This window comes from Alteromonas australica (assembly GCF_000730385.1).
Classification (GTDB): Bacteria; Pseudomonadota; Gammaproteobacteria; order Enterobacterales; family Alteromonadaceae; genus Alteromonas; species Alteromonas australica.
Genome location: NZ_CP008849.1, coordinates 293,010 through 315,127 on the forward strand (window position 1 = coordinate 293,010; position 22,118 = coordinate 315,127).

Annotated in this window: 21 protein-coding genes and 1 tRNA gene; 9 read left to right on the forward strand and 13 right to left on the reverse strand. The window is 43.1% G+C overall.

The window, feature by feature from the left end:
• Positions 1–13 precede the first annotated feature (13 nt).
• On the forward strand, positions 14–1,345 hold the full coding sequence (gene pmbA, locus EP13_RS01235) for a metalloprotease PmbA (protein WP_044055610.1): 1,332 nt from the start codon (positions 14–16) through the stop codon (positions 1,343–1,345).
• On the opposite strand, the gene EP13_RS01240 is transcribed toward pmbA, so the two are convergent.
• A complete protein-coding gene (locus tag EP13_RS01240; protein WP_044058654.1) occupies positions 1,342–2,178 on the reverse strand; it encodes a helix-turn-helix transcriptional regulator in 837 nt (278 codons plus the stop codon). The two genes, pmbA and EP13_RS01240, sit on opposite strands and share 4 nt — an antisense overlap.
• 108 nt (positions 2,179–2,286) lie before the next feature.
• On the opposite strand from EP13_RS01240, the gene EP13_RS01245 reads away from it, so the two are divergent.
• The gene (locus EP13_RS01245) at positions 2,287–5,415 is read left to right on the forward strand and encodes a beta-galactosidase (RefSeq protein ID WP_044055611.1); all 3,129 of its coding nucleotides are present in this window, start codon (positions 2,287–2,289) and stop codon (positions 5,413–5,415) included.
• Between the two features lie 139 nt (positions 5,416–5,554).
• Here the strand turns inward: EP13_RS01245 and arcA are convergent, their stop codons facing one another.
• The 6 genes from arcA to EP13_RS01275 form a co-directional block, all read right to left on the reverse strand.
• Complete coding sequence (gene arcA / locus EP13_RS01250) at positions 5,555–6,262, reverse strand: two-component system response regulator ArcA (protein ID WP_044055612.1); 708 nt, start codon at positions 6,260–6,262, stop codon at positions 5,555–5,557.
• A gap of 157 nt (positions 6,263–6,419) precedes the next feature.
• A complete protein-coding gene (locus EP13_RS01255) occupies positions 6,420–8,075 on the reverse strand; it encodes a sensor histidine kinase (protein WP_044055613.1) in 1,656 nt (551 codons plus the stop codon).
• Between the two features lie 104 nt (positions 8,076–8,179).
• Positions 8,180–9,607: a glycogen synthase GlgA gene (gene glgA, locus EP13_RS01260; protein WP_044055614.1), complete on the reverse strand. Its 1,428-nt coding sequence runs from the start codon at positions 9,605–9,607 to the stop codon at positions 8,180–8,182.
• 147 nt (positions 9,608–9,754) lie between these two features.
• On the reverse strand, positions 9,755–10,840 hold the full coding sequence (locus tag EP13_RS01265) for a methyltransferase (protein WP_044055615.1): 1,086 nt from the start codon (positions 10,838–10,840) through the stop codon (positions 9,755–9,757).
• The gene (gene trmB, locus EP13_RS01270) at positions 10,840–11,559 is read right to left on the reverse strand and encodes a tRNA (guanosine(46)-N7)-methyltransferase TrmB (protein WP_044055616.1); all 720 of its coding nucleotides are present in this window, start codon (positions 11,557–11,559) and stop codon (positions 10,840–10,842) included. The genes EP13_RS01265 and trmB overlap by 1 nt, the downstream gene beginning before the upstream one ends.
• Positions 11,560–11,652: 93 nt before the next feature.
• Positions 11,653–12,357, reverse strand: coding sequence for an alpha/beta fold hydrolase (locus EP13_RS01275; protein WP_044055617.1), 705 nt, complete (start codon positions 12,355–12,357; stop codon positions 11,653–11,655).
• A gap of 130 nt (positions 12,358–12,487) precedes the next feature.
• Between EP13_RS01275 and mutY the strand changes: the two genes are divergently transcribed.
• The 3 genes from mutY (at position 12,488) to EP13_RS01290 (ending at position 14,279) form a co-directional block, all read left to right on the forward strand.
• The gene (mutY, locus tag EP13_RS01280) at positions 12,488–13,552 is read left to right on the forward strand and encodes an A/G-specific adenine glycosylase (RefSeq protein WP_044055618.1); all 1,065 of its coding nucleotides are present in this window, start codon (positions 12,488–12,490) and stop codon (positions 13,550–13,552) included.
• Positions 13,553–13,613: 61 nt separating this feature from the next.
• A complete protein-coding gene (locus tag EP13_RS01285; protein ID WP_044055620.1) occupies positions 13,614–13,886 on the forward strand; it encodes an oxidative damage protection protein in 273 nt (90 codons plus the stop codon).
• A 317-nt stretch (positions 13,887–14,203) separates the two neighbouring features.
• Positions 14,204–14,279: transfer RNA gene (locus EP13_RS01290), tRNA-Phe, on the forward strand.
• Between the two features lie 71 nt (positions 14,280–14,350).
• Here EP13_RS01290 and EP13_RS01295 read toward each other — a convergent pair.
• Positions 14,351–14,560, reverse strand: coding sequence for a DUF3892 domain-containing protein (locus tag EP13_RS01295; protein WP_044055621.1), 210 nt, complete (start codon positions 14,558–14,560; stop codon positions 14,351–14,353).
• 166 nt (positions 14,561–14,726) lie between these two features.
• Between EP13_RS01295 and EP13_RS18820 the strand changes: the two genes are divergently transcribed.
• Together EP13_RS18820 and EP13_RS01305 are read left to right on the forward strand one after the other, a co-directional pair.
• On the forward strand, positions 14,727–15,389 hold the full coding sequence (locus tag EP13_RS18820; RefSeq protein ID WP_052364233.1) for a hypothetical protein: 663 nt from the start codon (positions 14,727–14,729) through the stop codon (positions 15,387–15,389).
• Positions 15,367–16,476 carry a helix-turn-helix domain-containing protein gene (locus EP13_RS01305; protein ID WP_052364234.1) on the forward strand — a complete coding sequence of 370 codons (1,110 nt, stop codon included), beginning with the start codon at positions 15,367–15,369 and terminating at the stop codon, positions 16,474–16,476. The genes EP13_RS18820 and EP13_RS01305 overlap by 23 nt, the downstream gene beginning before the upstream one ends.
• 441 nt (positions 16,477–16,917) lie before the next feature.
• Here EP13_RS01305 and gapS4b read toward each other — a convergent pair whose 3' ends face one another.
• The 3 genes from gapS4b to EP13_RS19350 form a co-directional block, all read right to left on the reverse strand.
• Positions 16,918–18,033: a GapS4b family protein gene (gene gapS4b, locus EP13_RS01310; protein ID WP_044055622.1), complete on the reverse strand. Its 1,116-nt coding sequence runs from the start codon at positions 18,031–18,033 to the stop codon at positions 16,918–16,920.
• A gap of 1 nt (position 18,034) precedes the next feature.
• Positions 18,035–18,976 (reverse strand): GapS4a family protein, encoded by a 942-nt coding sequence (gene gapS4a / locus EP13_RS01315; RefSeq protein ID WP_044055624.1) that lies wholly within the window; start codon positions 18,974–18,976, stop codon positions 18,035–18,037.
• Between the two features lie 401 nt (positions 18,977–19,377).
• Positions 19,378–19,512: a hypothetical protein gene (locus EP13_RS19350; RefSeq protein WP_269746846.1), complete on the reverse strand. Its 135-nt coding sequence runs from the start codon at positions 19,510–19,512 to the stop codon at positions 19,378–19,380.
• A gap of 128 nt (positions 19,513–19,640) precedes the next feature.
• Between EP13_RS19350 and EP13_RS01320 the strand changes: the two genes are divergently transcribed.
• Positions 19,641–20,399, forward strand: coding sequence for a DUF2034 domain-containing protein (locus tag EP13_RS01320; RefSeq protein ID WP_044055626.1), 759 nt, complete (start codon positions 19,641–19,643; stop codon positions 20,397–20,399).
• Positions 20,400–20,420: 21 nt separating this feature from the next.
• Positions 20,421–21,170: an NYN domain-containing protein gene (locus tag EP13_RS01325; RefSeq protein WP_012516807.1), complete on the forward strand. Its 750-nt coding sequence runs from the start codon at positions 20,421–20,423 to the stop codon at positions 21,168–21,170.
• A 1-nt stretch (position 21,171) separates the two neighbouring features.
• Here EP13_RS01325 and EP13_RS01330 read toward each other — a convergent pair whose 3' ends face one another.
• On the reverse strand, positions 21,172–21,465 hold the full coding sequence (locus tag EP13_RS01330; protein ID WP_044055627.1) for an RNase H1/viroplasmin domain-containing protein: 294 nt from the start codon (positions 21,463–21,465) through the stop codon (positions 21,172–21,174).
• Positions 21,466–21,523: 58 nt separating this feature from the next.
• Positions 21,524–21,931, reverse strand: coding sequence for a DUF2787 family protein (locus EP13_RS01335; protein WP_044055629.1), 408 nt, complete (start codon positions 21,929–21,931; stop codon positions 21,524–21,526).
• Between the last annotated feature and the right edge of the window lie 187 nt (positions 21,932–22,118).

Here is a 22,118-nt window from a genome sequence, read left to right on the forward strand (position 1 = left end):
AGCGAAACTTACTATGCAAATTGATCAGCAGTTAGTAGACATTCAAAATGTCGTTGATGATGTACTGAAATTAGCCCTAAAAAAGGGGGCTACACAAGCTGAAGCCAGTATGTCGAAAGTACAAGGTATTGCGGTTTCTTCGCGTATGCAAGAAGTCGAAAATGTTGAATTTACTAATGATGGCGGCTTAGGTATAAGCGTGTACGTGGGTAAATGCAAAGGCAGTGCATCCACGGCAGACCTCAGTAAAGAGGCGCTAACCCTCGCGGTAGAAAAAGCGGTAGATATTGCGCGCTACACCAGTGAAGACCCGTGCACGGGGCTGGCGGATGCTGAACTTATCGCCACAGAATTTCCAGATTTAGACTTATATCACCCACAGGTGTTGGACACTGAGAAAGCCATTAAAACGGCTATCGAAACGGAAGCGGCGGCTATGTCCTATGATAATAGGATCACCAATTCTGATGGGGCTTCATACAATGCAAACTTAGGCATGCGAGTGTACGGAAACACGCATGGCATCAACGCCGGCTACCCAAGTAGCCGCTACAGCTTAAGTTGTATGGTGATTGGTGCTGAAGGTGATGATATGCAGCGTGATTATGCCTATACGGTTAACCGCAAAGCGAATTTACTGAACACTGCCCAAGCTGTGGGTGAAGAGGCGGCTCGCGCCACGGTAGAGCGCCTAGGCGCGCGAAAAATCAATACGGCCAATGTGCCTATTATTTTGCACAAAGATATAGCATCAAGTTTGTTTGGGCATTATGTAGGGGCAATTAGTGGCGGAAGCTTGTATCGTCGGTCTTCTTTCTTACTCGACAGTTTAGGGCAACAAATCTTCCCTGAGTGGCTAAACATTGAAGAACGTCCGTTTATAAAAAATGGCTTAGCCAGTTCTAGTTTCGACAACGAGGGTGTTGCGACTAGGGATATGACGATTGTGGAGGGGGGCAAACTTTCCACTTATTTGTACACCACCTATTCGGCGAGAAAACTTAATACGAAAAGTAATGGCCACGCAGGCGGCATTCACAATTGGATTGTGGGTGACACAGGGCATAGTGACGCCGAGTTATTGAAGGAAATGGGCACAGGTTTATTCGTGACCGAATTGATGGGGCAGGGCGTTAACATTGTTACCGGAGATTATTCCCGCGGCGCTGCTGGCTTCTGGGTAGAAAACGGCGAAATTCAATATCCTGTTCACGAGGTGACTATTGCGGGCAACCTTAGAGATATGTTTGCTGGGGTCACTGCAATTGGGCGTGACAAAGACGTCCGTGGCAGCGTACAAACAGGTTCTATTCTCATTGATAATATGAAGATTGCGGGAAGCTAACCTTGCTGGGTGTGTTGCTCTCTATAATGACTGGGCGGCACACCTTCCGATTTCTTAAAGCGCTTTGAAAAAGTAAAGACATTGCTGTATCCCACATAATTGGCAATGTAAGCGATGGGCCACTGGGTATTTAACAGCAGATTTTTCGCTCTCGCCATACGCAAATAAATCACTTGTTGCATTGGGCTTCTATTGAAATGGCTTAGGCACAATCTATGAAGGTGTGGGGCCGAATAGTGGGCGCGCTCGCTTAGTAATTTCACGTTCCAATTTAGTTGTAGTTGCTTTTCCACATGCTCAAATAAAGCGATTAATCTAGACGGTAAGGGCTGATCCTTTGGCTTCGCTACCGACGATAGATAGTCTTTAATAAGCGGAATGAGGGCATGGCGGTGCTCACTGCTTTTACTCAAATACAATAATTCCATGGCATGATGTAACCCTTCAAGCGGCAAGCGCTCTAGCAGAGGTGCGTCTATCTCATATAAATAATGCCATTGTGCTGTGTCGGCCAGATTCACCCAAATGATGTCCCAGCGTTCACTTTCTATGCTTACCTCAAAACTTTGCTTTGCCGGCAATATGGCTAATTGCCCCGGTGTTACCGTTAAGCTCCCTTTTGGGGTGCGTATTTTCCCCATGCCATTTAACGAATAAAACAAGGTGTGGTTGGGCGGGTTAACGCGCCCTACTTGATAAGGGGCTGATAAATTCGAACAACCGGCAAGCTCAATATCTAAAGCTTTAATTTCAGGCGTGTTAGTGCTGTCTATAAAGCGCTCTACACAGTGTTGGCCGATATTAACAATGTCATAGAACTCTGTGGCTGACATGAACTTTGATAGTTTTGGATAAATGAAAGAGAGGTTTAAGCATAAAGGATTACGCCGTAATTCGCTATATTTCATTCTATTCTACATTATTGATGAAAGGATGTTGTAATGCATACTGTGGCTGAGGTGGTTGCTCAACAAGACTGGCAAAACCCCGTGGTATATCAGCGTAATCGAGTAAATGGTCATGCGCCGCTCAATGGCTATACATGCCTTGACGATGCATTGAACAAAAGCGGCGCTCAGAAACGCAAGCTCAATGGTGATTGGCAGTTTAGGTTATTCAACTCACCTTTCGACGTGCCAGATAATGCCATTGCTGTACACTTACCCACCAAAGAAGAAGCTCGTTGGCAACCTATCTCCGTGCCATCAAATTGGCAGATGCAAGGGTTCGATAAGCCCATTTATTGCAACGTAAAGTATCCTTTTGAGGTTAACCCACCGCAGGTGCCACAAGACAATCCCACAGGGGTTTACCGCACTGAATTTGAAATGACTAAAGCCATGCTTTTGCAACGCAATCATATTGTCTTTGACGGCGTAAATAGCGCGTTTCACTTGTGGTGTAACCAATCATACGTGGGATATTCGCAAGACAGCCGTTTGCCCGCTGAGTTTGACTTATGCCCCTTCTTAAAAGAGGGGAAAAATCAGATTACAGCCATGGTTATCCGTTGGTCTGATGGCAGCTACCTTGAAGATCAGGACATGTGGTGGTTAAGCGGTATTTTCCGTGATGTTTATTTGGCAAGTAAGCCGCAGCATTACATTCAAGACGTATTTGCCACCCCTTCATTAGATGCTTGTTACCGCGATGGTCGCCTCGATATTAGAACCTCCATTGTCGCCCCTAAGGATTTCAAAGTGGCCGTGCAGCTTTTTGATGGCACGACTGCCGTTACTCAGCCGCAGGTGGCAAACACCAATAATCGCCGTATTGATGAAAAAGGCGGATGGGATGATGTGGTTTTCCAATCACTACACCTAAATAGCCCCAAAAAATGGACAGCAGAAACGCCGAATTTGTACAGGCTCGTGGTAAGCCTATTAGACAGAAGCGACAGCCTTGTGGATATGGAAGCCTATGATGTTGGCTTTAGACACATTGAGATGATTAAAGGCCAGCTTTGCGTTAACGGTGAGCCCGTATTAATTCGTGGCGTTAACCGTCATGAACACCATGAAAGTCGAGGGCATGCAGTCAATGAAGCTGACATGCTAGAAGACATCAAGCTGCTTAAACAGAATAACTTCAACGCAGTGCGCACCGCCCATTACCCTAATCATCCTCGGTGGTATGAACTGTGTGATGAATACGGCTTATATGTGGTTGATGAGGCGAATATAGAGACCCACGGCATGTATCCCATGGGGCGATTGTCTAGGGATCCGCTTTGGGCCGGCGCGTATTTAGCCCGTTATACGCAAATGGTTGAAAGAGATAAAAATCACCCTTGTATTATTATTTGGTCACTCGGCAATGAGTGTGGTCATGGCCCCACCCATGATGCCATGTATGGGTGGTCGAAAGCGTTCGACCCCTCAAGGCCGGTTCAATATGAAGGGGGCGGCTCTGATACTACGGCCACAGATATTATTGCGCCTATGTATGCCAGAGTAGACAGCGACGTTCAAGATGATGCGGTGCCCAAATGGTCCATCAAGAAATGGTTGTCGCTCCCCGGAGAACATAGGCCTGTTATTTTGTGTGAATACGCCCATGCCATGGGCAACAGCCTGGGCAGCTTTTCAGATTATTGGGACGCATTTAAAGACTACCCAAGGTTACAAGGCGGTTTTATTTGGGATTGGGTTGATCAAGGGCTAGCGAAATACACAGACAGTGGCGAAAAGTATTGGGCTTACGGCGGTGATTTTGGTGATACCGACAATGATAGACAGTTTTGTATCAACGGGTTGCTATTCCCGGATAGAAGCGCTCACCCAGCCCTCTATGAAGCAAAACACTGCCAACAGCACCTTCAGTTTTCGTTAACGGAAGATAACGGTACATTCGAACTGACAGTGGCCAGCGATTACCTGTTTAGAACCACGGATAATGAAACGTTAGTGTGGCAACTTTTGGAAGACGGTTGTTGCGTTGCACAGGGGAGCTTCGTTATTGAGGTTAAGCCACAGCAGACAGCGAACTATACCATTACACCCGCCTACACGTATAAAGCGGGCGCACAGTATCACCTCAATGTTGATACGCAAACGACTAAAGCCTGCGCGTGGGCAGCCGCAGGTCACGTTATCGATACGGCTCAGTTTAGGCTTAAAAATACTGCGGGGTTAGGGGCAGCACCCCGGCCACTCTGTACCCCTACTAAAGCGAACGACAAGGGGACGTCTGCTGTCGTACCATTAGCGGCAAAGATTGATGAACAAACGCTCACCGTTAATGCACACACTAGTGTGTTTAGTCTTCATCTTGAATCGGGTCAGTTGATTTCATGGTTAGTTGCAGAGGAAGAGCAACTGAGCGCACCGATTGAAGATAACTTTTTTAGGGCGCCACTGGATAACGACATCGGCGTGAGTGAAGTGGATAACCCCGATCCCAATGCGTGGGAATCAAGATGGCGCAGAGCGGGTATTGGAGAATGGCAACGTGTGTGTACGTCGGTTGATGTCAACGAAAGCGCATTAGCGGTTACCGTTCACACACAATTCGATTATTGCCATCAAGGTGAAGTTTTAGCGAAAAGCGTCTGGCGCTATCAATTCTTGCCGTCAGGCGAGCTTGATGTAGACATTCAAGTATCGTTAGCTGATACATTACCCCCTATGCCGAGGGTCGGCGTGCAATTTGCGGTACCACAGCACGAGACTGGCACTGTTGTATGGAAAGGGTTGGGGCCATTTGAAAACTACCCTGACAGACACGTAGCGGCGCGCTATGGGCAATATAAGCAAGATATTAATGCCATGCATACACCTTATATTTTCCCCACCGATAATGGATTAAGGAGTCACAGTGATACCCTTGAATTAAATCAGTGCCAGGTACAAGGAAGATTCCATTTTGCGGTTAGTCCTTACAGCCAAGTGCAACTTGATAAGGCGAAACATACTTGCGACCTAGCAGCGGGAGATTGTACGTATGTGTATGTGGATCACGCGCATATGGGCGTAGGGGGGGATGACTCTTGGAGCCCTAGTACGCATAAACCCTACTTGCTAGAAGATAAGTACTATCGCTATCATCTGCGTTTTTGCCCTGTAGCCTAGTAGGGCTTTATATCACTGGGGTTCATAGCGAATAAAAAGGCCGCTGTTATCACAACAGCGGCCTTTTTGAATTTACACTGGCTTTCGGTTTGTTTGCTTCTGCCCCCGCGACAAGCGTTGTGCAGAAAGCTAGCTTTAATTAGCCGTCTACCGAGCCACAGAAACGGTAGCCTTCACCGTGAATGGTCACTATCAACTCTTCATCTGAAGGGTCAGACTCAAAGTGCTTACGAATTCGACGAATGGTGACGTCAACAGTACGGTCATTCGGGCGTAATTCACGGCCTGTCATTTCCATAATAAGCTGCTCACGGGTAAGGATTTTACCTGGGTTACTTAGGAAAAGGTGTAAGGCACGGAACTCACTGCGAGGTAAGCGGAACTCTTTACCGGTCGGCGAAATAAGAGAACGACTGTCGCCGTCTAGTGTCCAACCGTTGAAGCTTACGCGGCTTGGTAAATCGTCATCCTCTGCAGAGCTTGTGGTACGAGAAAGCAGGTTTCTTGCTCGTATCGTCAGTTCGCGAGGGTTGAAGGGTTTTGTTAGGTAGTCATCGGCACCAATTTCAAGCCCCAAAATACGATCAACATCGTTATCACGACCGGTAAGGAAAATAAGACCTACGTTTTTACGATCTCTCACCTCTCGAGCTAATATAAGCCCGTTCTTACCTGGAAGGTTAATATCCATGATAACTAAGTTAATGGCGTGATTTTCGAAGAAATCATGCATTTGATCACCATTCTCAGCCTCAAATACATTGTATCCTTCTGCTTCGAACAAACTCTTTAGTGTGGTTCGTGTTACCACTTCATCTTCTACAATTAACACATTTGGCGTCTGCATGGTGCTCTACACTCTTTCTCTAAAATCGGTTTTAGCAATTACTGGTTAAATTTTAATATCCACAAGCGCGTTTGCAAGCAAATACTTAATATTCATAATTTTAAGGTATTGGGGTTAGCCAACAAAATTCAAGAAAAGTTCAAAAGTTATACACGTTTTATACACTTTTCGCACTCGCAATTGGAAAAATAATCACAAACTCCACACCTTGACCCTCTTCACTGGTTAACGTAATAGAACCATTTAAAGCTTGGGTTACAAGATTATAGACCAAATGCATGCCTAGACCCGATCCGCCTTGACCCCGTTTAGTGGTAACAAAAGGGTCGAAAATACGCTTTCGAATGTCGTCGGGAATGCCTTTTCCATTGTCGCGATATACTAACTTGAATTTTTCCGGCGTAGCCAATTCGGCGATGATATCAATTTCGCCTTTTTCTATGTTTTCAAATCCATGAATAACCGAGTTCATAATCAGGTTAATCAGAATTTGATTTATCGGGCCAGCTTTCGTTTCAACGCATAAGGTAGGGTCGCAATTTACGTTGATGTTGTGCTTTAATTTTTTTAAACGAGGCTGTAAAGACAATAGTATCTCATTAACTAGCTGTGCAAAGCAAAAAGTTCGGTTACTTTCGCTTGATTGATCCACAGCCACCTGTTTAAAACTGGAAATTAACTCTGCTGCGCGGTTTAGATTGCGATAAATAATGTTGAGGTTTTCATTACTTTCTTCTAAAAAGCGCTTCATCGCACTGGCTTTCAATGTCTTATTTTCGAAATCTTTTTCAATGACCGCTATTCTATCAAGCATCATGGTGGAGGCAGTTACCCCTAAACCTATTGGGGTATTTACCTCATGCGCTACGCCGGCCACCATATCGCCAAGAGACGCCATTTTTTCGTTTTGTACAATTTGACGCTGAAACTGGTGCAGCTTTTCCAAGGTTTGAATTAACTCTTGGTTAGCACTCTTTAATGCCATGGTTCGCTGATTAACCATTTCTTCTAGTGACGCGTTTAACCTGCGGTGTTGTTCTTCCGCTTGACGTTGCTTTTGCATGTACTCTTGAATGCGTACCAGCATAACGTTTACCGAGTCTGATAAAATATCCAACTCACGAATACTAGAGTTTTCAATACGTGCAGAGTAATCACGCTGACGAGAGGTACGCTGTAAAAAGTCGGCCAGTCGTTCAATAGGCGAAGTCACCATCCGTTGAAACCGCACTGCCAATAAAAAGCTGAGTAACAGCAATACACACATTGCAGAGAGGGTCAGTAAAAACGATTCTCCTACTAACTTATTAAAGCTGTCTGCCGACATGCGTATGTATATCCACCCTAACACGCCCCCAGTCTTTTGATCGTAAATGCGTTCGGACACTTCGAGAAAGTCATTTTCAGAGATAAATTGAGGCGATGACGCTAAGTCAGCCAGTTGATTTTCTTTACTGGCGATGAGGTATTCACCGGCTTTGTTGTAAGAGGCAAAACTCACGACTTTAGTGTCTAAGGCTTGATAGCTCTCAAGACTTTTATAAATATGGACATTGAGGATTTGGTCGGCGAAGGCTAAGTTGTTGAGTTGTTCTTCGAGGTATATTGCATTGTTTTCAATCAGAGAGTTTGCTGAGCTTTGGCCAATAAGTTTAGCCAGTGTAACAATACTTAATTCTATCTCTTGGCGGTAGCTTTTAACCTGGGTATACATTGACAAGCCGGCTGATATTACCAACGACACTGTCGCAATAGACATTACAGCCCATAAAAATAAGCTTCGAATTGAAAGCTTGACTACCCGATCCGTCATTTTTAAGTTTTCTACATCCTCTTTACATCAATAGTGGCGCATAATTGTATAAAAAGAAAGCGAGACTATTGAAAATCCCCACCTAGGTGGGGCGAAGCCAATGTCTACGCTTGAAACATCGCAAGATATAAACGTAAATAATCTTTTGCGGCAGCTTCCCAGGTGAATCGGGTTTTCATGCCCCTTTCCTGCATGTCTTTAAATTGTGTTGGCCACTCGTAGTAAAACAGCAGGGCGCGACGAATACAGGCTAACAATGCCCGTGGGGTAGGTTCATCGAACACAAAGCCCGTGGCACCGTGACCGGTATCAAGGTCTACAACCGTATCTTTTAACCCGCCCACAGCGCGCACAATAGGCACAGTTCCATAGGCTAAACTGTACATTTGATTCAACCCACAGGGTTCAAACTGAGAGGGCATCAAAAAGAAATCTGCACCCGCTTCCACTAAATGAGCATGCTCTGAACTAAACCCATTAATAAAAGCAAACTGGGTGGGGTGTTGCTGGGCAAATTCGCCTAAGTCCATGCACACTTTAGGATCGCCGGTGCCCACAATCACTATTTGTAGGTTGTGCTGCACTAGATCATCTAAGATAGGAAGAATATAACCAAAGCCTTTTTGTTCAGTAAGGCGGCAAACCATGCCGATAAGCGGCACACTCGCATTTTCTGGTAAACCCGAACGCGTCTGGAGGGTGGTTTTACATACCCGCTTGGGTTGCAAATTATCAACACTGTAATTTTCAGGGAGGTAGGCGTCTGTTGCTGGGTTCCATTGACTATAATCACAGCCATTTAATATGCCCGATAAATCGGCCTTTCGTTTAACTAAGCGTTCGTGAAGGCCATGGCTGCCTAAGTCGGTGAGCAACTCATCTGCATAGTTTGGGCTAACAGTTGTCACCTTGCTGGCACACTCAATGCCGGTTTGCAGCATATTGATATAGCCGCCATGCACTTGGGAAAAAATATGGGGGTGATGACGCAAAAATGGAATCTTCTCAAGGGAATGAACTCCCTGAAACGCCGCATTATGAATAGTGAAGACAGTCTTGGTTTGCTCAAAAAAGCCTGAGCGCTCATGATTCAATAAATAGGGAAGCATGGCCGTGTGCCAATCATGGCAATGGATAACGTCAGGGGTAAACGAAAGTGCCTGCAAGGTTTGAAGCACGGCACCACTGAAAAAGCTGAAACGTTCACCATTGTCTTCATAGGCGTCGTAAGCATTCGAGTATAGGCCGTCACGCATGAAGTATTCGGGGTAGTCGACGAAATAGACGGTAATGCCGTGCCACGCTAACGCCCTGACATCAAAATGATACACCTTTCCTTCGGTGAACAGGGTTTGGGTGTCGCAAATGGTATCTAAATGAAAGGTGTCGGCAATAGATTTGTAATAAGGCATGACAATGGCCACATCTTCACCCTCACTATGCAAGGCAAGGGGTAATGCCTTTCCTACATCGGCTAAGCCGCCGGTTTTAACCAATTCTTCTACTTCAGATATTGCAAAAACAATTTTCACGGCGACCTCTCATTTCTTGTTGCTATGAGCTACCTGCACACACATTTTATAGTGTGTATGAATAGATAACAGAAACGGGTAAGAAGGTTTACCCGTTCTCGGTTTAAACATGATTAAGCTACGTTAGCACTTTTTTAGATAAAAGGGCTATGACAAAGCGGCTTGATAGAGCGAAAACTGCGTAGTTTGTGCTGTTGTTAGCACATGTGAAAAGTGCGCAGACAGCAACCCTGGGTAGGGAAGGAATCGATTTGCAACCATTTGCAACGTACCGCGTTGGGTGAGCAACTTAGTGGCATCTTCGATAAACCGCTTGGTGACGGTGTAGTCTGTTTTTACGCCCGTGTGAAATGGCGGGTTGGTCACAATATGCTGCACTCTTGCCTCAATGCCTTGTAATCCATTTGCAGCAAACAAGGTGGCTGATTGTGCATTTTTAACAAGGGTGAGCGCTGTACAGTAAATGGCCAACGCACTCACATCTGAAAAATGAAAGTTAACGTGGGGGTAGCGCTTTTTGAGATAGCTTCCTATCACGCCAGCACCACAGGCGAAATCTAATACGGTACCGCTTAAATGAGTGTCGTGTTTGTCTAGCAGAAGCGCAGTGCCCTTATCTAATTCACCGTGACTGAATACACCAGGCATAGACACAACAGGCCATTCAATATCCTGTAAGCAATACGTGTCTTCTTGTAGCCATGCTTCGGGCTCAAAAGCTAAATGCGCGTGCTCAACTTGGGTAGTAATAAGGCTACAATGTCTGGCGGAATCGACCTTTTGAGTAGCACCAAATTGTTGCATAAGCTTGGCTGCACTCTTGATACCACCCTTATTTTCTCCAACCACATGTATTTGACCGCCTAGGCCCACTAAGCCGGCAGCCATTCGCAGTAACATAGAAAAATGGGATTTCGCCTTAGGTAAAAAAATCAGTGCGTGATTGTGTGTTTTTTCTCCGCGCAGGAAAGGGGTGAATATATGTTCATGTGACCCTATTTTTTGCGATACCTCAAAGCCTTGCTTGGCAATATCTCGGCTATCAAAAGTCAGCGAAGGTACTACGCGTACACTTTCTGAAAAGATATCAAAATATTGATGCATCACCGTTATGTTCAGGTGCTTTAACTGGTCGAGAAAATACGCATCAGAGGGATTGATTATCACCCACTTCCCTTGCTCAAACATGCCGATATTGCGCTCTAATAGCTGGCTTTGAGGAGTAAGAATCATTACTTAGTACGCTCGTATATTAAGTCCCACACACCGTGACCTAACTTTTGGCCTCGTGTTTCAAACTTAGTGATAGGACGATAATCAGGACGAGGGACATAATCCCCCTGCGCTGCGGTATTAGTGTAGCCGTCAATATTATTCATTACATTTGCCATATGCTCTGCATAGGGTTCCCAATCCGTCGCCATATGAAAGCATCCGCCCAAGGCCAGTTTACTGCGAACCAACTCTGCAAATTCTGTTTGCACAATGCGGCGTTTGTGGTGACGTTTTTTATGCCAAGGATCAGGGAAGAACAGTTGCAAACGGCTGAGACTGCCATCGGGGATCATATTCTTTAGCACTTCAACGGCATCGTGCTCCATAAGCCTAAGGTTTGTTAGTGATTGCTCACCTGCTTCGGCCAGACATGCTCCCACACCGGGGCGATGAACCTCTATGCCAAAATAGTTTTTCTCGGGAGAAGCTGCCGCCATCTCCACTAGCGACTTACCCATACCGAAGCCAATTTCTAGTACTACAGGAGCATCCCGGCCGAAAGTGTCGGTGAGATCAATGGGGGTAGCTTGATAATCTACGCCCATGGTAGGCCAGTATGTTTCTATTGCACGGGTTTGGGCTTTGGTAAGTCGCCCTTCGCGCTTGACGAAACTCTTTACCTTACTGATGTATACTCCAGCGGCTTCTGCTTCCGCCTGACTTTTGAATTGCCTCATTTGCAATGCCTTTCTAACCCAAATTTACTGGTGGCGCATTATCCACTTAGTGGCTATTTATGCAACGGTAACGTGAATAATTCCGGTGTTTTTTTAAGCGCTGATGAATGACGTGACGAGTTCCGCCAACTGGGCGGGTTGTTCCAGCGGTAGCATATGGCCACTATCATTAACCGTGTAGCGGATTGCCGTTGGAATATTGTCGGCCATTTTCATCAATTGACTATACATGGCGATACGGTCATCTTTAGCGGCAATAATGCCAGTAGGTAATGCCAATTGCGCCAACGTGTTAACCATGTTTTCTCGTGGTGTAGTGGCTTGTGTATGCGCTAACAACGTATTCTTTCCTAGGTCTTCGCCCATCCCCTGAACCACACCCACCACGTCTTCGTTTTGTTGTTGGGTAGGATGAACAAACCGAGCAAGGTATTGCGGATTATCCAACCGAAACGTCCCGTTTTTCAGCAAGGAGACCATTTGTTTTCTGCGCGCAATTTCGTCGGCAGATAAACCATAGCCATCATAACCAATCAAGGTTAACGAGGCCACGTGTTCGGCGTGTAAACTGGCCCATTTGGCGGCAATAAAGCCGCCCATTGAATACCCAACCACGTGGACTTTTTCATCGCTGAGTACTCTGTCTGAGGTAAGTGCAAGCATGTCTTCTAAACTACTGGCCCATTGCAACGGAACAAACCGGCGTTGGTTTATGTTCATGTGTTTCCACATAGGCATAAAAATTCGCTCATCACATAAGGTGCCAGGCAAAAATAAAACGGGGCGGCCAATACTCACACATTATCCTAAAATATCTACTTTGTACGCCATGATACCATAGCGAGCCAGATAAATTTAAACGGCCACTGAGCCAAATCGTGTATGGCGCTGGTATACTATAACCCTATGATAAAAATGTGCAGTTAACATGACAACACTGGCAACTCCCTCTACTTTCGCATCACGGGTTTTAGCGTGGTTTGATGAACACGGACGTAAACATTTACCCTGGCAGCAAGACATTACAGCGTACAAAGTGTGGGTGTCTGAAATTATGTTGCAGCAAACTCAAGTGAGTACGGTTATTCCTTACTTCGAGCGCTTTATGCAGTCGTTTCCTACCGTTTCGCACTTAGCCCACGCTGAGCAGGATGATGTTCTTCATCATTGGACGGGCCTAGGGTATTACGCAAGAGCGAGAAATTTACACAAAGCGGCCAAGCAAATAGTGGAAAAGCATGGTGGGATTTTTCCTACTCGGTTTGACGATGTGGTGGCGCTACCCGGAATAGGGCGTTCTACCGCAGGGGCGGTGTTATCGTTAGCGTGCCACCAAAAGCACGCGATATTAGACGGCAACGTAAAACGGGTATTAGCACGCTACTACGCTATTGATGGATGGCCCGGTAAAAAAAATGTAGAAAACGCCCTGTGGGAAGTGGCAGAAAAAAATACACCAGAGCGTCGCTGTCACCACTATACCCAGGTGATGATGGACTTGGGCGCGATGGTTTGCACACGGAGCAAACCGAAATGTGATAGTTGCCCCCTTCAGTCAGACTGTATTGCTTATGCCCAGGGTAAACAATCCCAGTACCCAGGTAAAAAACCTAAAAAAGCGATACCTGAACGACAAACCCTATTAGTGGTGCCTGTGTTTAACACGCAAGTCTTTTTAGAGCAGCGCCCACAAAGTGGCTTATGGGGCGGGTTATATGGCTTCATTGAGGCGCAAGATATAAATAGCGCGGAACAAGCATTATTCAAACGCGGCATGCAGAATGTGACATTGACTGCTCATACGGCCTTTCGTCACACCTTCAGCCACTTTCATTTAGATATAACCCCGGTGGTTGCCGTGCTAAACTCACCTCCACAAAAACAGGTGCAAGAGGCGCAAGAAGGGCACTGGTTTGATTTTTTCCAGCCTATTGAGGTTGGTTTGGCCGCGCCGACTAAAAAGATTATTCAGCAGTTAGAACATATGCTTTAGTGCTGTGATTTTTTATGGCCTTTAGGTAGTTAAGAAAGAAGAGCAGGTTAAGGATTTTAAAATGAGCAGAACAGTATTTTGTCAACGCCTTCAAAAAGAGGCGGACGGATTAGACTTTCAACTTTACCCAGGTGACATTGGTAAGCGCATTTACGACAACATTTCAAAAGAAGCATGGGGTGAATGGCAGAAAAAGCAAACCATGCTGATTAACGAGCATAAGCTAAACATGATGGATCCGAATGCAAGGTCGTTTTTAGAAGAAAAAATGACGGCCTATTTGTTTGATGGCATTGAGCCCACCATTGACGGCTACGTGCCGCCTGAAAAGTAGGCAAAAAAGGCTTTTTTGGGTAAACAATGTGCAAACAGTCACAAAAGCGAAAAAAAACCGACAAAAACGGTTGACTTGTTAGCGCGAAATCCGTTTAATACGCATCCACAGCGAGACAGGCAGTAAACGCCAAATCGCAAACGAGTTTCGCCTCGATAGCTCAGTTGGTAGAGCAGCGGATTGAAAAGTGCAAGCACTTCCAATCAGATTTACCAAGAAAGCTTTTAGAGCAATAGTTTTAAAGTTAGTAAGCACTTCGATAAAGCTTGCAAAGTTTTGCAAAGTTTTTTATAAAGCTTACATAGCACAGCTTAAGTGCCTCGATAGCTCAGTTGGTAGAGCAGCGGATTGAAAATCCGCGTGTCCCTGGTTCGATCCCGGGTCGAGGCACCATCATTCAAGCCCTTGCAGAAATGTGAGGGCTTTTTTGTTTTTAAAACTTAAAATAAATTTGACGCTAATCATCATTTATCTACGTTATCAATCTTCTTTTTGTTTGGGTTAGCCCTAACATACTCCTCACCATTTATATCGATTACATGAAAATTTGGGTGTTTGTTCTTTTTGACTTCGCTTACTAACTGGCTTCTCTTCACAACACCTCTTCCTGGTATTGTATACGATTCGTTTTGTCCATTGCTTCCATCGGCATTGCCGTTGATGTGATTTGCCATGACTAATTACCTCTCAATTTTTGTATACGCATTTAAAATCTTAAGTTAACCCACTTTTGGTTGACTTAATTTAATTTTAGCCCCACTTTAGTTGACATTCAATTAAATTTGCATGATATTGGTTGACATATATCGAAATATGCAAATTTTAAGGTTGTTTAAGGTTATGAGCAGTGCTGAATTAGAGTCCCCTTTTGAGTTATGCCCCGAGTTAAATGAAGTCTTTCTGGATGAGTTGTCATTCATGATTTTGAAGGTTGTAGAAATGACAATGCTAAATTTAAATTCGGATTTTGATGATAACTACACGAGGGAAACCTGTATTTATGGGCGTGTGAGACAATTGTTCCTGCAACTTGCACGAGACGCGAGCAAACCTTGGGTAACCGTTAAAAGTAAAACAATGGACTATGTTCCAAGCATATGTAATATACCTGTCCGAGTTTTTAGGGACGATCCACTTAACCCTAAAAAGAAGAAGGTTTTTTTTAAAAATGATTGTGAGCAGAGTCAGCTAGCCTTACTGTTTGAAGATTTTGACACTCAGTTGGCTAGTCAGATAACTTGGCGATTATTCATTCAGGCTCCTGATAGCAATCTAGAAGATGGTGAGCTAGAAGACTTGGAAGATGATTTTCGTGTAGTCCTAGTGGGCTTTTCTGCAATGACTGGAGAGATTCGTTCGATGTGGCAATCTAAATCAGCCTCTCGTACCGTACCATATGCTATTGACGCTGAATTGCCAGAAGCAAATATTCTTGAAAGAAAACCTGTTAAATCAAAAGAAGTAGATACTGGTTTGGCAAATGAAAATGGAAAACAAGTTTAAATTAAATCCCTATAGAGGAGATAAATTAAGGTTAGCTCGGTTGGCCAAAGGCTATTCACTGGAAGAGCTGGGAAACATTTTAAATGTTACTCGTCAAAACATACATAAAATGGAAGCAGGACAAGAGCCTACATCTGAGCAAATGCCTTTATTATGCAAAGCCTTGAATGTTGAAAATAGTTACTTCTTTACAGATCGAAATACACCTGTAGTAGAAGAGCAGTGCCATTTCAGAAGTTTGAAATCCAGAACTAAAGCACTGACACATACTGTAATGGCCCGAGCAGAGATCTTGGATCAGGTTATCGGAGCGGTTGAAGAATTTGTAGACCTTCCAACATTTGAGGTTCCAAATGTCGATGACCTCGATTTCAGTATTAGTGAAAGTATTGAGGTTGTCGCTGAGCGGATAAGAGATATTTGGGGGTTGGGTGATGGCCCTGTCGAAGATATAACAATTGCGGTTGAAAACGCAGGTGTAATTGTCGCAGTAGTCGAGGGTGTTGATGAAAAGGTTGATGCTTTTTCAATGTCCAGAAAGAGGCCTGTTATTATTAGAAATTCATCTAAAGAAAATCCTTGTCGGTATCGATTTGATATAGCGCACGAATTAGGGCATTTAGTGATGCATGATGGAGTGGTAACCGGTTGTAAGTTCACAGAGAAACAGGCTAATTACTTTGCTAGCGCATTTCTTATGCCGAGACGTCTGTTTTTGGCTGCTACTCAAAAGTATCCTCTGATTAGGGGGCTAAAAAGTTTAAATTGGCAAAGCTTGTTTAGCTTAAAGAGATATTTCAAAGTGAGCTTCAAGGCACTACTTTATCGAGCGAAATCTCTAGGAATCATTAATGAAGCCCAAATGAAATCTGGTTATATATATTTAAATAAGAATGGTTATACTAAGAGTGAAGAATTAGATGACTTACTCCCTATGGAGGAGCCTAGGTTGTTGTCTGATATTATTGAAAGTATAGGAAGTTCAAAATGGCAAAAGCTTATTCTTGAACTAGGTATTTCCGGAGAATTTATCACATCTATATTACCGAGAGTTAAAATGCCAAACAAAGCTTTATTCGTTGTTTGAGTAAGAAAGTGGGTTATTAAACCCACTGAAAGCGAATATTACATGTGAGTCAACGCTCTGAAACTTTATCATGTTTGCTTTAGAGAGTAATTAATACTAATGTCGACTCTCATTTCATACAGGGAGCAGGTTGTAGCTGAGCATGGCCGGCCTCAGCTGTTTTTTCCTTTGTCAGCAATGTTGTGAGGCTGTAAAACTTCCCTAAAATAGCTTCATACCTTTTTAAAGTTCTTCGGCGTAAACTGAGCCAAGAACGAAGAACGCTCCCATGATAGACCGAGTGATCTGAGACCATGCTAATATTTGAGCAAATATGAACAGGCCGAAACCTCTAATTGTGGATGTAACTAATTAGAGGAGGTTTACACTATTCTTAACGTATTGAATTCTCTAGTATTCGTGGTAAACGTTACTTTGAAAAATTTTTAATGTGCCAAAAAGTTAAGAACTGCCACCGTTTTTTAACGTGTCGTGAAGTTTTAATTTTGATTTCTCAAGAATTTTAAGTGTTCTTTCTTTAACTGCTCCGGCTAAAGATCTGTTACTACCATTTTTGAATCGTATATTTAACACCTTTATTGATAATTCGGAGCTATTGTCCAGCTTCGAGATAAACTCCGGAAATTCATATGATATTTGACAGGAGCCGCTGCAATCATCGTAATCAAAGCTATAAGATGCCTCTACTCGATATACCTTTATATATTCATGATATTTTTTTTGCCTAATGAAAACTGTAGAGTGAAGATTTTTTCCCTGAAGAAGTAAGTTTGTAATTTTTTCTTGCATCCACGATATATCGTCAGGGAGTGTTTGTGTTTCATCTGGACAGAACCCTAGATCCCTAGTGTCCTTAAAGTAAAGCTCGTTTGAGGTTTGTTCCTTACTAAGCTTGTTTAAAAATTTGACTCTGTTTTCATTTGTGAAATCGTTGAATCTAATTTTCCTAATCACTTCATCATTTTTAACAAAACCAGCTAATTTAAGTCTATTAACCATCTCTTTAGATATGACCGAAGCAACTTCTTTTGTCTCAGGAGACGTATGGGATAAACTTATATTAATATCCAGCTCGTCATCTATTTTACTAAATCGTACCTTACCTGAAAATTGCTTTGTATTCTTATCCCAACTTTTAGTATGGTCGGTTCTTTCTATAATGAAATCTAACTCTACTTCTCCTTCTATACTACTAACAAAGTTTGGTATACCAATGAGTTCATAATTTGAAAATGGCTTTTTAACTAGCTCATGAATTTCATCACTTGATGGTAATATAGATAATAAATCTACTTCCGGTACACTACATTTTATAGTCTGTGTCAGAGCTTTAGGTTCTTCTTCAGTTTCACTTATATTTTGATAAAGCTCCATTAATTCATTTGGCGTAATTCCTCTTGTTACTAAGTGTGGAATAGTCGTAGTTTTATCATCTTCACGAGTAAAAATGCCACGATTTCTTAAAATCCCTTTTAGTTCGGATTTGCTGATATTTCCGTCTGCTAAAAAATCTCGAAGAGCATCACCATACGGTAAAATATTTTTAGTTTCATCCATTTTATTGTCCTCTGAAGTCAGAGTTATATGAACTAACCTCAATGCTTAAATCTTTCTCTTTAGCTTGAACAAGACCTTTGACTGTCTCTACTGTATCTTCGTGTTCGAGGGCATTATAGTCAGGAAATAACAACTTAAATTTTTTAGTGAACTCTTGAGAAACATCACTTACAAAGTTCATCAACCGTTCCAAGTTTTCTTTCGAGAATTTTTCTCTAATTACTACACAAAAAATAACACTTTTGTCTTTTTCGCTGATTAGACGAAAAGGCAAAATGTCGGATGTTAAATACTCAACTGGTAAAGCTTTTCCATATCTTTTTAAATTTGTATCAGTGTAGTTGGCCGCGGTAAAGGAATAGTGAAAATTAATTTCATGTTCTTTAAAACTATTCTTTAAAAAACTTATTGAATCATATATGAACGCAGCTCTTGAGTTGTCGACTAGATATATTGCGGAGAATGTCAGATTCTTATCAATCACTATATTTGCAACTTTACTAACCACATCCTGATATGAATCGTTATCATTAGTAAGCCAAAATAGTACCCCTACATCATTCGTTCTTTTAACTCCTCTTCCATTATAATCAATGATGGTCGAGTTTCTGACTTCGGATTTAGAATAACACTCAATACAATGAGCAAGATCTTTGAAGTGCTCTCTGAATTTCGTATTAGGATGATTAGGATATGCTTTTGATGTGAATTTCACAGAACAGCATACATTATCTAAGGTGAAATCTTGTAGTTGAGAGCGTGCAGAATAAAGTATGTCCACACCGTGTGTATTTCGACCACTGCCTTTGGTCCTTTCGTGCTTTTGAGGATGTTTACATCTTATCTCAACACCGGTGCGCAACCCAGTCCATCCGATTAAAGTAAGGAACTCCTTTACAAGAGCTTCACCATGCTCGCCTACCTTCTTTGAAAATTCACCCATCGCATATCCTTTACTTTCGAGTCAGAATCTAGCTCTAGAATAAAACGGAGCTCATACTAATTCAATGAAATTGCTAGCTATTTATAAGCTCTCAGTATTCATGCTTTTGAAAGAGCAAAATTAAACATTTAGTTGAAATCTTTTACATTTGTAGTAAACATAACTTTGATAATCCCCGTTTCCTTGATTCGAACCAGGCTCGAGACACCGTCATTCAAGCTCTTGCAGAGATACGGAAGCCTCCTTGTTTTTAATGTTTGATAGTCAGTTGTCTCTTTGCATAAGTGGCGAGTCAATGCCAATACGTACAGGATTAAACTGAAAGCTGAAGCATACCGTTTCAACATAGCTCGCGACGTCGTTTACAGATACCTGATTCGCGTTTCCGTTAGCCAGTTACCCTAACCTCTCGGTGGTTTTATTGAGTAACTGGCTAACGGAAACGGCAATAATCGCCCATTTTCTTGAGTACAAATCACCAATGGCAGGTACTTGCCTTTGGCACAAGTGACATCGATACCGATAAATACGTCCATGTTTGTCTCTCCTTCCTGTCAGGAATAAACATTTCACTATTAAACGATACTACACGATTGGAATTAATACCCAATCAAGACGTTGCCTGAGTTAGTATATTTTCGATATTCAACAAGGATGTTCGATTATGCCAAGAAAAAACACATCTTTTGCTGACCTTCTTTTCCAAGCGCCATGGTGGGTTTCAGTTATAACATCGGCAATTACCTATATATTTATGGGCCACTTACTACCTTCTATCGAGACGGATAATCAGCTAATCAATATGGTATTTAAGGCGCTCGCTGTTCCTGCGCCTTATTTTGCAATTTTCATATTATTCATCGCACCTTTTTCCTTTTTTAATGCACGGCGCAAAGCCAAGCAATTAGATGCTCAAAAGAGTATTGAGACTATTCGGCAATTGCATTGGCGCAATTTTGAGGAGCTAGTGGCAGAGGCCTATCGAAGACAAGGTTATCGAGTAACCGAAGGTGGTTTTGGTGCTGACGGTGGGATTGACATAGAACTGAGAAAAGGCGAAGAGCTTATACTCGTTCAGTGCAAACAATGGAAGGCACAAAAAGTTGGTGTCAGTGTGGTACGCGAGATGTTTGGCGTGCTCACTGCCAGCAACGCAGCCACGGTTGTTGTAATTTGTTCGGGTAAATTCACCCAGCAAGCTATAGATTTTGCTTCTGATAAGCCCATTGTACTCATTGATGGAGGCGAGCTGCTTTCACTTATCCATGATGTGCAAGCGGAGCCAAAGGTAGAGGAGATAAAAAAGACCGCTTGCCCTAGGTGCGGAAGTGATCTTGTTGAACGGCAAGCAAAGCGTGGAGCCCATGCAGGCAATACCTTTCTAGGTTGTTCTGCCTTTCCTAAATGTCGTTACACAGAATAAGTATTTTTAAGGATAAAATTGATGAAAGACTTGGATGTTCACAAAAAAGTAGCGGTACTAATTGATGCTGATAACGCTCAGCTGTCGAAACTTTCTGCCATTTTGGATGAGATATCAGCACACGGTCATGTTCTCATCAAGCGTGCCTACGGGGACTGGTCTATTGATGCGTTGAAGAACTGGAAGACGCCTCTTAATGAATTAGCCATACAGCCGATTCAGCAATTTGCTTATACAACGGGTAAAAACGCAACAGATGCGTCGATGATTATTGATGCGATGGATTTACTCTATTCTGAAAAAATAGACGCATTTGCTTTAGTATCCAGTGATAGCGACTTTACTAAGCTAGCGTCACGTTTGAGAGAGTCAGAGAAGTTTGTGTTTGGCGTAGGTGAGAAAAAAACGCCAGTGTCATTTCGCAACGCCTGTGATGACTTTATATTCACCGAAAACCTAGAAGCTGGTCAGGTTTCTAAATCAGGTAAACCTAAACAGGAGCAAAGTAGCGCTGGTAATGGTGCAGAAGAGCTAATACCAGCAATGCTTAAAGCTTGGGAGTTATATCAGAATGATGATGGTTGGGTGAATGTTAGTCCAGTCGGTAATTTTCTAAAGCGTGCAAAACCTGATTTTGACCCAAGAACTTATGGTGCAGCAAAAGTGACCGATATTGTTTCCAGTCTGCCTACTGTCTTTGAAATGACGAGACAGAAAGGAAAAGGGACGACACAAATTATCTTGTACCGTCCTATCTTCGCGACCACTTAGCCTAATCTAATTCCCAAGGAGGAAGATCAACGTTTTCCATATTCGACTTTAAAGGTTTCTTTTGCTTGGTTTTGCGTTTTGTCTTGAGCACTATTTTGCCCTCGTCCAGAAAGCGTCTGTAGGCGCGTTTTGCTTCTTCGATAGACGCGAAACCTTGGGTACGGCTTCCTGAATAGCCATTCACTAGGGCTTCAGCTTCTTTCCACGATTTGTAAACTCCCGGCTTTCGGCCTTTAAAGACTACGTAAGCGGCATACTTGCTGGTGAAGTTGTAATTGGAAAAGCATCTCGACATGATTACCTCCTCTGGTTTGTCAGCTTTTCCAATGTGTTTACACTTTTATGTTCGGTAGCTACTCGGATACCGATATCGAGAAAACGTTTAATTCTTGCCAGTAATGCAAGAAGTTACCTTCCCATATTTGGTACATATCGGTTGCCTGCTCAATAGGAAACACACCGAACAGGTTTTGAAAAACACCTGCATCGAAATCAAAGTCGAGGTCTTTTGCTAGCTCTGCATAGGGACCGCTTCCTAGATAGGCAAAATCGGTGACATAGCAAAAGTGCCATGCGTTGTTGCGTTTCTCCAAACGAATCTCTACAGGGTGAAAACCACCACTTTCAGCTGAATAGTTAGGATCTCTGAAGTTAATTGTCACGCTTGTTTGTGACACGCTATGCTGCACAAGTAAATCGACCAGTGCTTTTGCAAATCGCTTTGAGACAGGCAAAGCGAGTCCTTCATAATGAATATGCATAATGAAAAATCTTCTAATTGGAATCTATGAATGTGAGTGCTGCCTAGCGCGTCTGTACGACGCTTTCGAGCAACTAAGTAAAGTCACCGACTAACAGTTTGCAATGTCTTCTACGTCGCTTTCAGTAGCGCTATTCATTTTGCTTCTGAAACGCTAGCGCTACGTAAGTGCGATTTACTTTTGTAAG